Below are 12,929 nucleotides of genomic sequence, written 5' to 3' on the forward strand. Positions count from 1 at the left end.
AAGGTTGATCCTGCTCATGAGCCAAGCCCCCCTCGTCCTGGTGGACGGTTCTTCATACCTGTACCGCGCCTTTCACGCGCTGCCACCTTTGACCACTTCCAAAGGCCTGCCGACCGGAGCGGTCAAGGGCGTGCTGAACATGCTCAAGAGTCTGCGCAAGCAGTACCCGGACAGCCCGTTCGCCGTCGTGTTCGACGCCAAGGGTGGGACCTTTCGCGACGACATGTACGCCGAATACAAGGCCAACCGACCGAGCATGCCTGACGACATGCGCGTCCAGATCGAGCCCCTGCACGCCAGCGTGATCGCCCTCGGCTTCCCGCTGCTGTGCGTCGAAGGCGTCGAGGCGGACGATGTGATCGGTACGCTGGCCCGCAGCAGCGCGGCCGCTGACCGCCCGGTGGTGATTTCCACTGGCGACAAGGACATGGCGCAACTGGTCGACGGGCACATTACCTTGGTCAATACCATGACCGGTAGTTCGATGGACGTGGCTGGCGTGAAGGAGAAATTCGGTGTCGCTCCCGAGCAGATCATCGACTACCTGGCGCTGATGGGCGACTCCTCCGACAACATTCCCGGGGTTCCGGGGATTGGACCCAAGACCGCATCCGGCCTGTTGGTTGGGGTGAACGGCGGTCTGACCGAACTCTATGCGCAGCTCGATATGGTCCCGAGCCTGCCGATTCGTGGCGCCAAGACACTGCCGGCCAAGCTCGAAGAGCACCGGGAAATGGCGTTCCTGTCCTACCAGCTGGCGACCATCAAGGTCGACGTACCGCTGGACGTGGGCCTGGATGACCTGCACCTGCGCGAGCCGGACCGCGACAAACTGGCCGAGCTGTATGCCCTGCTCGAGTTCAAGAGCTGGTCCGACGAGTTGCAGCGCGATGCCAAGCGCGTCGAGCTGGCGGCAGCGGCCCAACCCGAGCCTGTGACCGATCTGCTGAGCGCGGTCGAGACCGACGTAGCCGTTGCAGAGCCCGTGGCGGCTGAGGCGCAGTACGAAACCATCCTCGATCAGGCGCGTTTTGAGGTCTGGCTGCAGAAACTCAGCAACGCCAAGCTGTTCGCCTTCGATACCGAGACCACCGGCATTGACGCCCAGCAGGCGCAATTGGTGGGTCTGTCCTTTGCGGTGCAGGCCAACGAAGCGGCATACATCCCGCTGACTCATTCCTACATCGGCGTGCCGGAACAGTTGGACCGCGACACGGTCTTGCGCGCGCTCAAGCCGCTGCTCGAAGACCCTGCAAAGCTCAAGGTCGGCCAGCACGCCAAATTCGACATGAATATCCTGGCCAACTGCGCCATCGGTGGCGATCACGCGTGTGGTATCACCGTGCGTGGAATTGCCTTCGACACCATGCTTGAGTCCTACGTACTCAACTCCGTAGCCACCCGCCATGACATGGACAGCCTGGCGCAGAAGTACCTGGATCACACCACCGTCAGCTTCCAGGACATCGCCGGCAAGGGCGTCAAGCAACTGACCTTCGATCAGATCGCCTTGGAACAGGCTGGTCCTTATGCCGCTGAAGATGCCGACGTGACCTTGCGTCTGCACCAGACCCTGCACGAAAAACTGGCGGCCATCCCGAGCCTGGCCAGTGTCCTGAGCGATATCGAGATGCCGTTGGTGCCCGTGCTGGCGCGGATCGAGCGTCAGGGCGCGCTGGTGGATGACAAGCTGCTGGGTGAACAGAGCGTCGAGTTGGGCAACAAGCTGGTGGCGCTGGAGCGTGAAGCCTTCGAGATTGCCGGTGAGGAATTCAACCTCGGCTCTCCCAAGCAGCTTGGAGTGATTCTTTACGAAAAACTCGGCTACCCGGTGTTGAAGAAGACTGCCAAGGGCCAGCCGTCCACCGCCGAAGAGGTACTGGCCAAGCTCGCGGAAGAGGACTACCAACTGCCCAAGGTACTGATGCAGTACCGCTCGATGAGCAAGCTCAAAAGTACCTACACCGACCGACTGCCTGAGCAGATCAACCCCCGTACCGGCCGTATCCACACCTCCTATCACCAGGCGGTGGCATCTACCGGGCGGCTGTCCTCCAGTGATCCGAACCTGCAGAACATCCCGGTGCGCACCGCCGAAGGCCGGCGCATCCGTCAGGCCTTCATTGCGCCGAGCGGCTACAAACTGCTGGCGGCGGACTATTCGCAGATCGAGCTGCGGATCATGGCCCACCTGTCCCGCGATGAAGGCCTGCTCAATGCCTTTCGCAACAACCTGGACGTGCACACCGCCACGGCTGCGGAAGTGTTCCGGGTGGAGCTGGCGGATGTCACCACCGAGCAGCGCCGCGGCGCCAAGGCCATCAACTTCGGCCTGATCTACGGCATGGGGGCACAGAAGCTGGGCAAGGACATCGGCGTCGACACCAAGACCGCCAAGGCTTATATCGACACCTATTTCGCACGCTACCCGGGCGTGCGTGAATACATGGATCGCACCCGCGCCCAGGCGGCGGAACAGGGTTATGTCGAGACTCTGTTCGGTCGCCGGCTGTACCTGCCGGAGATCAACTCCAATAAGCCGCAGGAGCGCGCCGGCGCCGAACGCACCGCGATCAACGCACCAATGCAAGGTACGGCGGCGGACATCATCAAGAAGGCCATGGTGGCTGTGGATAATTGGCTGGAGAGTTCTGGGCTGGACGCCCGGGTGATCCTGCAGGTACACGATGAACTGGTGCTGGAAGTTCGCGAGGACCTGGTCGATCAAGTGCGCGAAGAAATTCGCCAGCACATGAGCGCTGCGGCCACCCTAGATGTGCCACTTTTGGTGGAAGTCGGCGTTGGCAACAACTGGGATGAGGCTCACTGAGCCGTTTTTTCGCGATTTTTTGCGGGGAGCGCCGCGGCATAGTGTCGCGGCAATTGCGGGGTTCAAGGCGCTTAGGTCGAAAAAATCTTGGGCTTATTGCTAATCGATTTTGTCGCCGTCAGGAACTAAACCCGTGAAACACCACTCAGAGTTACTGAATGGGTGGTGAAGCCCTTCGATGCTCCTATGTTGTGTTAAGTGTTGGCAGATATCTGGACCCCGCCCTAGCGGTCCAGAAGCTTAAACCCCGAATTTCTCCCTCCCCATATGAAATTCGGGGTTTTTTTTGCCTGCGATTTTTACTCGGTCGCCTCGGCGCCCTTGTCCGCAAGCTCCATCCAGTCCGCCAAAACAGTGTAGGCGTCTTCCAGACCCAAGCGTTTGGGGGCCGAGAACAGCTGGATGGTCACGGCTTCGCCCCAGCCTTTGCGGATTTCCGCCTGGACCTTGAGCAGGGTGTTTTTCGCTGCGCCGTAGGTCAGCTTGTCGGCTTTGGTCAGCAGAATGTGCATCGGCATGCCGCTGGCCACGGCCCAATCGAGCATCAGCAGGTCGAAGTCGGTCATTGGATGACGGATGTCCATCATCAGGATCAGACCCTTCAGGCTCTCACGGCTGCCCAGGTAGGCTTCCAGGTGGCGCTGCCAGTGCTGCTTCAGTGGGATCGGGACTTTTGCGTAGCCGTAGCCAGGAAGGTCGACCAGACGCCGTTCTTCGTCTAGCTTGAAGAAGTTCAACAGCTGTGTGCGCCCTGGCGTCTTGGAGGTGCGCGCGAGGCTGGCGTGGGTCAGGGTGTTCAGCGCACTGGATTTACCGGCGTTGGACCGCCCGGCGAACGCCACTTCGAAGCCTTCGTCGTCGGGGCATTGATCGACTTTGGCAGCGCTGAGCATGAAGGTGGACTGTTGGCACAGACCGAGGATGGGGTTCTTGAGTTGCATGGGATTTCCGATGTGGGCGGTGCCGAGAATGGTCGCAAAGAGCAGCGTCGTTTCCGTTTCAGTGACGCCAGTATATAATGCCGCAGATTTTGTGTGCGCTTTGTCCCAGCGTAGGATGAAGTTCACGAGAGCGATTGACCTTGATTGCGCATTAGAACGCAGCACGCTCTCAACCCTGAAAAGGTCGTTTATGACGAAATGGCTGCTAGCTGCCGGTGTCTTGATGCCGCTATATGGCGCGCAGGCTACACAGGATCCGGAAGCTGTGTACAACCGTGTTTGTGGAGCCTGTCATTCCGGCCAACTGCCAATGGCGCCTCGAAAGGGCGACCAGCAGGCATGGACGCCAAGACTGGCGCAAGGTATGGAGACGCTGGTGCAACACGTGACCCAGGGTTTCAAGGCGATGCCGCCGCGTGGTTTGTGCATGGACTGCAGTGCCGAGGATTACCAGGCCATCATCCAGTGGATGAGCGAGTGATCCCGGTCCATAACTCTTTAACCCTTAGCCGTAGTTGGATTAGCTGATGAACAAATTGATCGTGAGTCTGCTGTTGACCGTGGGGATCTCCGGCATTGCCCATGCTGCAGGTGATGCGACTGCTGGTCAGGCGAAAGCCGCAGTATGTGGCGCTTGCCATGGCCCGGATGGCAACAGCATGGCGCCAAATTTTCCAAAACTGGCGGGTCAGGGTGAGCGTTACCTGAACAAGCAACTGCACGACATCAAGTCGGGCAAGCGCACCGTTCTGGAAATGACCGGCCTGCTGACCAACCTGAGTGATCAGGACCTGGCAGATATTTCTGCCTACTTCGCCGGCCAGAAAGGCAGCGTCGGCGCAGCGGATCCGAAAGTCGTGGCTCGCGGTGAAGAGTTGTTCCGCGGCGGCAAGCTGGACCAGGGCATGCCTTCCTGCACCGGTTGCCACTCGCCTAACGGCGCTGGCAACGCAGCAGCGGCCTTCCCGCACCTGGGTGGCCAGCACGCGCAATACACCGCCAAGCAACTGACCGATTTCCGTGAAGGTAACCGTACCAACGACGGTGACGCGAAAATCATGCAAAGTGTTGCAGCGAAGCTGAGCAACAAGGACATCGAAGCCGTGTCCAACTACATCCAGGGCCTGCACTAAGGCCGGTTGAGCGGACGCTGCGCGAGGTATCGTCCCCGCGCGACGTTAACGCTCGATTAATCCTTCGATGCAAGCATAAAAAGGGTGGCCTAGGCCGCCCTTTTTTGTGGCCGCTGCCGTTACACTAGAAAACTGATGCCCGCCATGACCTGCCAGACCGCAGGTCGCGCGAGGCGAGCCAATGTGTCCAGGAGCAAAGCATGCGTAATCTGATTCTCAGCGCCGCACTCGTCACCGCCAGCCTGTTCGGCATGACCGCCCAGGCTGCTGAACCGCTTGAAGCCGGTAAACAATATGTCGAACTGAGCAACGCCGTTCCGGTGGCGGTGCCTGGCAAGATCGAAGTCGTGGAACTGTTCTGGTATGGCTGCCCGCATTGCTATGCATTCGAGCCGACCATCAACCCATGGGCCGAGAAACTGCCTGCCGACGTGAACTTCGTGCGTATTCCGGCCATGTTCGGCGGTATCTGGAACGTCCACGGCCAAATGTTCATCACCCTGGAAGCCATGGGTGTGGAGCACAAGGTCCACAAGGCCGTGTTCGAAGCGATCCACAGCGGCAAAAAACTCGCGACCCCGGAAGAAATGGCCGAGTTCCTGGTCGGCGAAGGCGTCGACAAGGACAAGTTCCTCAGCACCTTCAATTCGTTCGCCGTCAAAGGCAAGGTCGAGGACGCCAAGAAAAAGGCCCAGGCCTACCAGATCTCCGGCGTACCGACCATGGTCGTCAATGGCAAGTACCGCTTTGACCTCGGCACCGCCGGTGGCCCGGAAGGCGCCCTGAGCGTGGCTGATCAGTTGATCGCCAAGGAGCGCGCCGCTAAGTAAGCGGCGCACGCCATGCGCCGCTGGAGTACTGAACGCATCGTTGGCCGGCATGATCCGCGGGTCAACGAGCACCACCTGGAGCCCTCGGGCTTGCCCGCAGACAGCCGCCTGCGCCTACTCAGCTTCAACATCCAGGTCGGTATCAGTACCGAGCGTTATCGGCATTACCTGACCCGGGGCTGGCAGCATCTGCTGCCACACACCGGGCGTGCCGACAATCTGCAGAAGATTGGCAACCTGCTGGGCGACTATGACCTGGTCGCGTTGCAGGAAGCCGATGGCGGCAGCCTGCGTTCAGGCTACGTCAACCAGGTCGAACACCTGGCCCAGCTCGGCGCCTTCCCCTACTGGTACCAACAGCTCAACCGCAACCTCGGTCGGCTCGGCCAGCACAGCAATGGCGTGCTTAGCCGTCTACGTCCGTGGGTGATCGAAGATCACCCATTGCCCGGGCCCAAGGGGCGCGGTGCGATTCTGGTGCGGTTTGGCGAAGGGCCAGAGGCGCTGGTGGTGGTGATGATGCACCTGGCACTGGGCGCCCGGGTCAGGACCCTGCAACTGGCGTACATTCGCGACCTGATCGGCGACTATAAGCACCAGGTGCTCATGGGCGACATGAATACCCACGCCAGTGACCTGCTGCAAAGCTCGCCCCTGCGTGATCTTGGCCTGCTCGCGCCCCAAGTCGAGGCGACCTTCCCCAGTTGGCGTCCGCAACGCTGCCTGGACCACATTCTACTCAGCCCGTCGCTGACCCTCGAACGGGTCGAAGTGCTGGCGCAACCGATTTCCGATCACCTGCCGGTCGCGGTAGAGATTCGTCTGCCGGGTTCGCTCACGGCTGATGCATTGCCCGCGTTGAGTCCTGCCCCTCGCGGAACCCCTGAATGAGCGACGAAGCCAACCGCTGGAAAGAGAAGTACCTCAAAAGCATCGAACAACAGGAAAAACTCGAACGTCGTTGGGATGCCCGCCTCGACTTGCTGCGTCGTGGCCTGGTGCGCAGCACGCTGGCGGCAGAAGGCACAGACCGCGCGGTTGACCAGTGCATGAAGGAAATGCGCGAAGTCATCCGCACCGACGACATGGATGCAGGCCTGGCCGCCCTGCTGCCGCGCCTGGAAAAAGCCGTACTCGACTCCGAGCAGCGGCGCGAGACCCGGGTCGATCAAATCGGCACGGCGTTGTCCGAGCTGGTCCGGCAACTGCAGCGCTTGCCCCTGCCCCGTGAGGTCAGCCGGCCGCTCAAGACCTTTGCCAAGCAACTGGATGGGCGCGTCGGCCATGCCCGCGAGATACCGCTGCTGTTGGGTGAGTACAGCGGCTTGCAAGGCCAGGCGCTGAACCTTCTCGATAATCCCGCGGAGCTCAATCGCCCGGGGTTGTTGCAACGTCTGTTCGGTGCTCGCGATCAGGAGCTGGATTTGCTGCCGGCCGTTGCGACACACGCTGCGCCAGCAGCCCCTGAGCTGTTGATAGAGACGCCGTCATCAGCCGCTCCGGCGGTAGTCGCCCCAGCAACAGTGGCGCCTCAGGTCCAGCTTGAGGTCGAGACTGACGTGGAGTCGCTGCAGGAACCTGTCTTCGCCCCGCTGCCGGAGCCGGTTGCCGAATGCGCAGCTGCTGACGCGCAACCGGACGACGAAGCGCCCCCGGCGCCAGCGGACGAATTGCCTACAGCCCCTGCCCTGACAGACGTTCTTGCCGAGCAGGAACCGCAGCCGGGCGAGCCGGAGCTGTTCTACGCGCTGCCGGATTCGCCAGAACCATCCTATAGCTCGGTGGCCAAGCACATAGAAAGCACGCTGTTGGGGCTGTTGGACGACCTGTCCTTGCCCGAGCGACATCGACCGCAAGCCGAAGCCATGCGCGAGCGCCTGAAAAACGGCCTGAACTGGTACGAGCTGCTGCCGATCCTCGATGATCTGGCGGTGTTGATGCTGGCGATCACCGACAGTGGCCAGCATGAGTTCGAGGTCTACCTCAAGCAGCTCAACGAGCGCCTGGAGTCGTTTCAGAGCAACCTGCAGGCGGCCAGCGCAGGCCACGCCGACAACCGCTCGGCGGCGCGGGAGCTGGATACGCAGATCCGTGAACAGGTCGACGGCTTGCAGAGCAGCATGCAGGAGGCCGCTGACCTCGAGGGGCTCAAGCACGTGCTGGAGAACCACCTTGAAGGTTTGCTGAGCACCATGGATCAGCACCAGAAGCAACGTGACGAGCGCGAGCAGGAGGTCGCGGCGCGCCTGCAGGGCCTGGCCGCGCGGGTGGCCAGCATGGAGCAGGAAGCCCAGGGATATCGCGAGCACCTCGAAGAACAACGCCAGAAGGCCCTGGTCGACCCGTTGACCGGCTTGCCCAATCGCGCGGCCTGGAGCGAGCGCCTGGAGCATGAAGTCGGCCAATGGCAGCAACACGGCAATACCTTGTTGCTGGCGATGCTCGATCTCGACCATTTCAAGCACATCAACGATAACTACGGCCACCTGGCCGGCGACAAGGTACTGAAAATCATCGCCACGGTGTTGCGCAAACGCCTGCGCGGCACGGATTTCATCGCCCGCTTTGGCGGTGAAGAGTTTGTCCTGCTGATGCCTGCAACCGCGCTGGTAGCGGGGGTCAAGTTGCTGGAAAGTTTGCGCGCCGCAATTGAAGCCTGCCCGTTTCATTTTAAGGGTGAGCCAGTGACCATCACGGCGTCCATCGGCGTGTCGGCGTTCAAGGCGGGAGAACACAGCGATCTGGTACTCAAAAGAGCCGATCAGGCGCTGTACCGGGCAAAAAATGCCGGGCGCAACCGTGTCGAGGCGGGTTGAGGGCATTTGTCCCATTTTGTTTAAATGGCGGGCTTTTGCCGGTCTGGAATCGGGCGGTACGTTACGCTTGTTGCATTATTGTCCGCAGAGTACTGCCCTCCTCATGAAATTCATCGCCCTGCTTGTATCCCTCCTAGTCCTGGCCGGTTGCGCCAGCGGTCCGCGTATCGATACCAGCCATCCCTCGGTCAATCAAGACAACCGGATCCAGTTCGTGGTGGTGCATTACACCTCCGCTTCGCTGGAGCGCTCGTTGGCGTTGTTGACCCGTGGCGAAGTCAGCAGCCATTACCTGGTGGGCGATGACAAGAACGCAACCATCTACAAGCTGGTGGATGAGAATCGGCGCGCCTGGCATGCCGGGGAAAGCGAATGGCAAGGGCGCACCTGGCTGAACTCCAGCTCGATCGGCATCGAGATCGTCAACCCGGGGTTCACCGATACGCCGACTGGGCGCGTCTGGTATCCCTACAGCGAAGCCCAGGTGCAATCGCTGATCTTCCTGCTCAAGGACATCAACAAGCGCAATGGCATCAGCCCGCGGCAGGTGATCGGTCATAGTGACATTGCGCCACTGCGCAAGCTCGATCCGGGTCCGCTGTTCCCATGGAAGCGCCTGGCCGAGGCCGGGGTCGCGCTGTGGCCCAATGAGCAGGCGGTGGCGCGCCAGCAAGCGCAGTTTGCCGCCCAGTTGCCAAGTATCGGTTGGTTCCAGGAACAGTTGTCGCACCTGGGCTACACCACGCCGCAGACCGGCGAGCTGGATGTCGCCACCCGGCACGTCCTGGCGGCCTTCCAGATGCGCTTTCGCCCGACGCTGTTCGACGGTACGCCCGATGCGCAGAGTGCGGCGATCCTGCAGGTGTTAAATCAGACAAAATAATGACGCCCGCCCGACGGTCAGCGCTAAATCTCAATCAGTAGCTATAACTCATTGGTAATCCTTTGGATGTTCAATGATGGCCGCCGCACGAGAGACCCTGCGCAGTTGGTTTTATCGCCCTTGGTCTTTGGCGATACTGGCGGCTGCGTTGAGTGTTGCTTTACTGCTGGCCGGCAGCCTGGGCGTGGCTTTGCGTCAGGTGCAACTGCGCGAAAGCGAACAGATGAACAGCCAGGGCGAACGTTTTCTCGAACGTCTCGAGCAGTTGTTTGGACAGTTGCGCGAAGGCCTGGACGACCTCGAGGCCCAGCCATTGCGCGGCTGCGACATGAAAATGTTCACCACCCTGCAGCAGGTCAGTTTCAGCTACCGCTTCGTCTATGAAGCGGCCTACATCGACCAAACCCAATTCTGCTCCAACCGTCCACACCAGGATGCCCTCTCGGCCATCCGCCCCCCTGACATCAAGGGGCCGACCTACAGTTATTGGCTCAACACCTCCACCGAACCCGATGAAAACCGCGCGGCGTTGATGCTGGGGCGTGGCAGTTTCCGGGTGGCGACCTCTCGCGGGCATTTGACCGATATGGTCGACCTGTCACCCGGCAGCAGCCTGCTGGTAGTGCTCGACCATGGCACCCGGGCAATCCCGGTCCTGGGGGCTCCGCAAGCCTGGCCACCGTCGGAGCCCTGGTCGCCGTTCAGCAATGAGCCGTTGCAGATCACCCAGAACCGCCTGATCTACCGCATGCCGACCAACAACCCGGAATATCAGCTGGTGCTGATTTCTCCACGCACCGCCATGCACCTGCCGACCTTGTGGTGGTGGCTGGTGCCGGCGAGCCTGATGCTGGGCTTGAGTATTGGTGCGCTGGTGTTTCTGTTAGCCCGCCAGCGCCAGTCCATGGGCGGCGAGCTGCAGGGCGCCCTCAAGCGCGGCGAGTTGCAGGTGCTCTATCAACCGATCTTCGATCTACGTAGCCGTAATTGCGTGGGCGCCGAGGCCTTGTTGCGCTGGCGTCGACCGGACGGCACCCTCACCAGCCCCGACCTCTTCATCCCCATGGCCGAAGACAGCGGGCAGATCCGGCAAATCACCGATTTCGTCCTGCAGCGCCTGTTGGAACAACTGGGTCAACTGCTGCGCGCCAACCCGCAGCTGTACATCTCCGTCAACCTGGCGGCGTGCGATGTGATGGTGCCGAGGATCGGCGAAGTTATGTCGCGCTTGCTGGCCTTGCACCGGGTGGCGGCCCGGCAGATCGCGTTTGAGGTCACTGAACGCGGCTTGATCGATGTGGTGGTCGCCCGGGAAAACCTGCAAGCCCTGCGCGACGCCGGGCATCAAGTGTTGATCGACGACTTTGGCACCGGTTATTGCAGCCTGGCATATCTGCAAACCCTGCCCGTGGATTGCCTGAAAATCGACAAGGCCTTCATCGATGCCCTAGGTCATGACGCGGCCAGTAGTGGCGTCGCGCCCCATATCATCCGCATGGCCCATGCCCTGGAGCTCAAGGTGATCGCCGAAGGCATCGAGCACGAAGCCCAGGCCATGTACCTGAGCAGCGAAGGCGTCAACTACGGCCAGGGCTGGCTGTTCGCCCACGCCCTGACCGCCATGCAGTTGATCGAACTGGTGACACGCGGCCGTCGCATGGCGCCACGATGGATTGATGACGAGGCGTGAACGCACGCTATAGCGGCAACGCCAGATAAAACTGTGTGCCCTGCCCCGGTCTTGAGTAGACGCCCATGCGGCCGCCGTGCAACTGGACGATTTCCTTGCACAGCGCCAGGCCCAGCCCCGCGCCGCCTTTCTTGCGACCGACCTGTACAAAAGGTTCGAAGATCCGGCCTTGCTGGCCATAGGCGATACCTTCGCCATTGTCTTCGACGCTGACAATCACTCGTTCGCCATGGCGCCGGGCCTGCAGGCGAATCTGGCCTTTTTCGCTGGTATGGCGCAGGGCGTTGTCGATCAGGTTGTCCAACACCCGCTCCAGTTGCGGCTGATCGGCTTGCAAGCGCGGCAGCGGTGTCTGGATTTCCACCAGCAATTCGATGCCTTGCTCATGGGCTCGCTCAAGGAAGCGGCCCTGGGCCTGCTCCAGCAAGTCATCAATGTTGCAGGGGGCCAGGGTGAGTTTTTGCAGGCCGTTCTGATACCGCGAGAAATTCAGCAGGTCGTTGATCAGCTGCATCAGGCGCTGCATTTCTTCGTTGACGGTGTCGAGCAGGTCGGTTTCCCGGGAGTCTTCGGCAAAATGCGCGCGTTCGCGAAACAGGCCGAAGGCCATGTGCATGCCGGTGACCGGTGTGCGCAGCTCATGGGAGGCACGTAGTACGAATTCGCTGCGCACCCGTTCGAAGGCCCGCTGTTCGGTGACGTCGTGCAGCACCATCACTGCCCCGAGGATATGGCCTTCGGTATGGCTGACCGGGGTCAGGCTGTAGGTCAGCAGGCGCGATTCACCGTCGACCTCGATGCTCAGGTCATCCGGCGCGCGCTCCAGTGAACCGCCGCGCAATACCAACTGCAGTTGTTCGTCGAGTTCCGGGCGTTGCAGCGCGACACCCAAAGCCAGGCCAAGGCGGTCGTCATCCCAGCCCAGTTGGCGTTGTGCTACCGGGTTCATGTGTTCCAGCTGGCCTTGGCGGTCGATCATCAGCAAGCCGTCATCGATGCTGTCGAGTACCGCCTGCAGGCGCTGCTGGCCGGCCAGCAGTTCATCGACGTTGGTGGCCTGATGTTCGCGCAAGGCTTCGGCCATGATGCCGAAGCGGCGAGTCAGCAGGTTCATTTCCGCCGCAGGGGACAGTGGCAGGGTGACGTCGAAATTACCCTGGCCGATATTGTCGGCGGCCTTGGCCAGCGCTTCGATCGGCGCGCCGAAGCGGCGGGCGATGCCATGGGCGGTGATAAAGCCGATGATCAGTACCGCCAACCCGACGAGGCCCAGCGAGCCGGCCACCAGCAACGCACGTTCGCGGTCTTTGCGTTGGGTGCTGTTGATATTCTCCAGCGCTTGTTTGTGTTCGCCGATCAGGCCATTGCGCAGGACGTTGAATTTGTCGGTCAGTTCCTGATTGCCGCTCAGGCTGCCGGAAAGATTCTGGGACTCGCTGAAGGCCTTGAGGAAGGACAGATAATCATCCCGGGCTTGCTGGAAGCCTTGGTGGCCGTTGTCCAGGCGGTTTTCATGGGTGATGCCTTGATCCAGCAACTCGAAATAGTGCCGCTCGGAGTTTTCCAGCGCCGCCAGGTCGGGGGTCTGGTTGAGCATGATCATCAATTGATCGCCCAAGGTCTGGCGCAGCTTGAGGCCCAGGTCCAGGGTGATGAAGTTGTCGCGGATCAGCACCTCCTGATTACTCGCCATCTGCATCACGCTGACCAGCCCGAGCACCAGCCCGAGCAGCGCCACGGTCATCAATGCCGAGATACTCAGAAACAGACGGGTGCGCAACTTCATCGCCAGTTTCATAGGGGAGC

Annotated in this window: 10 protein-coding genes; 8 read left to right on the forward strand and 2 right to left on the reverse strand. The window is 61.1% G+C overall.

The features are described 5' to 3' along the window. Positions 1-16: 16 nt before the first annotated feature. A complete protein-coding gene (polA, locus tag CKW24_RS02815) occupies positions 17-2,830 on the forward strand; it encodes a DNA polymerase I (RefSeq protein WP_095165146.1) in 2,814 nt (937 codons plus the stop codon). A gap of 299 nt (positions 2,831-3,129) precedes the next feature. On the opposite strand, the gene yihA is transcribed toward polA, so the two are convergent. Next, the gene (gene yihA / locus CKW24_RS02820; protein WP_095165147.1) at positions 3,130-3,771 is read right to left on the reverse strand and encodes a ribosome biogenesis GTP-binding protein YihA/YsxC; all 642 of its coding nucleotides are present in this window, start codon (positions 3,769-3,771) and stop codon (positions 3,130-3,132) included. Between the two features lie 190 nt (positions 3,772-3,961). On the opposite strand from yihA, the gene CKW24_RS02825 reads away from it, so the two are divergent. From CKW24_RS02825 to CKW24_RS02855, 7 genes are all read left to right on the forward strand, one after another. Continuing rightward, positions 3,962-4,252: a cytochrome c5 family protein gene (locus tag CKW24_RS02825; protein WP_095165206.1), complete on the forward strand. Its 291-nt coding sequence runs from the start codon at positions 3,962-3,964 to the stop codon at positions 4,250-4,252. Positions 4,253-4,298: 46 nt separating this feature from the next. Next, the gene (locus CKW24_RS02830) at positions 4,299-4,904 is read left to right on the forward strand and encodes a cytochrome c4 (RefSeq protein ID WP_095165149.1); all 606 of its coding nucleotides are present in this window, start codon (positions 4,299-4,301) and stop codon (positions 4,902-4,904) included. Positions 4,905-5,104: 200 nt separating this feature from the next. Further along, complete coding sequence (locus CKW24_RS02835) at positions 5,105-5,734, forward strand: thiol:disulfide interchange protein DsbA/DsbL (protein ID WP_095165208.1); 630 nt, start codon at positions 5,105-5,107, stop codon at positions 5,732-5,734. Between the two features lie 12 nt (positions 5,735-5,746). Beyond that, entirely contained in the window at positions 5,747-6,625 is an 879-nt protein-coding gene (locus CKW24_RS02840) for an endonuclease/exonuclease/phosphatase family protein (RefSeq protein ID WP_095165150.1), read from the forward strand. Next, the gene (locus CKW24_RS02845) at positions 6,622-8,550 is read left to right on the forward strand and encodes a GGDEF domain-containing protein (protein WP_095165151.1); all 1,929 of its coding nucleotides are present in this window, start codon (positions 6,622-6,624) and stop codon (positions 8,548-8,550) included. Before CKW24_RS02840 ends, CKW24_RS02845 begins: the two co-directional genes overlap by 4 nt. Before the next feature lie 103 nt (positions 8,551-8,653). Further along, positions 8,654-9,433, forward strand: coding sequence for an N-acetylmuramoyl-L-alanine amidase (locus tag CKW24_RS02850; protein WP_095165152.1), 780 nt, complete (start codon positions 8,654-8,656; stop codon positions 9,431-9,433). Between the two features lie 73 nt (positions 9,434-9,506). Then, positions 9,507-11,123, forward strand: coding sequence for an EAL domain-containing protein (locus CKW24_RS02855; protein WP_095165153.1), 1,617 nt, complete (start codon positions 9,507-9,509; stop codon positions 11,121-11,123). 7 nt (positions 11,124-11,130) lie between these two features. On the opposite strand, the gene CKW24_RS02860 is transcribed toward CKW24_RS02855, so the two are convergent. Next, positions 11,131-12,921: an ATP-binding protein gene (locus CKW24_RS02860; protein ID WP_095165155.1), complete on the reverse strand. Its 1,791-nt coding sequence runs from the start codon at positions 12,919-12,921 to the stop codon at positions 11,131-11,133. Positions 12,922-12,929: the final 8 nt, after the last annotated feature.

This window comes from Pseudomonas sp. Irchel 3H3 (assembly GCF_900187635.1).
GTDB lineage: Bacteria > Pseudomonadota > Gammaproteobacteria > Pseudomonadales > Pseudomonadaceae > Aquipseudomonas.

Bases quoted from the DNA above. Each gene is read 5' to 3' on its own strand.
- CKW24_RS02850 (WP_095165152.1), top strand. From the start codon at position 8,654: ATGAAATTCATCGCCCTGCTTGTATCCCTCCTAGTCCTGGCCGGTTGC.
- CKW24_RS02845 (WP_095165151.1), top strand. From the start codon at position 6,622: ATGAGCGACGAAGCCAACCGCTGGAAAGAGAAGTACCTCAAAAGCATC.
- yihA (WP_095165147.1), bottom strand. From the start codon at position 3,771: ATGCAACTCAAGAACCCCATCCTCGGTCTGTGCCAACAGTCCACCTTC.
- CKW24_RS02840 (WP_095165150.1), top strand. From the start codon at position 5,747: ATGCGCCGCTGGAGTACTGAACGCATCGTTGGCCGGCATGATCCGCGG.
- CKW24_RS02860 (WP_095165155.1), bottom strand. From the start codon at position 12,921: ATGAAACTGGCGATGAAGTTGCGCACCCGTCTGTTTCTGAGTATCTCG.
- CKW24_RS02855 (WP_095165153.1), top strand. From the start codon at position 9,507: ATGATGGCCGCCGCACGAGAGACCCTGCGCAGTTGGTTTTATCGCCCT.
- CKW24_RS02835 (WP_095165208.1), top strand. From the start codon at position 5,105: ATGCGTAATCTGATTCTCAGCGCCGCACTCGTCACCGCCAGCCTGTTC.
- CKW24_RS02830 (WP_095165149.1), top strand. From the start codon at position 4,299: ATGAACAAATTGATCGTGAGTCTGCTGTTGACCGTGGGGATCTCCGGC.
- polA (WP_095165146.1), top strand. From the start codon at position 17: ATGAGCCAAGCCCCCCTCGTCCTGGTGGACGGTTCTTCATACCTGTAC.
- CKW24_RS02825 (WP_095165206.1), top strand. From the start codon at position 3,962: ATGACGAAATGGCTGCTAGCTGCCGGTGTCTTGATGCCGCTATATGGC.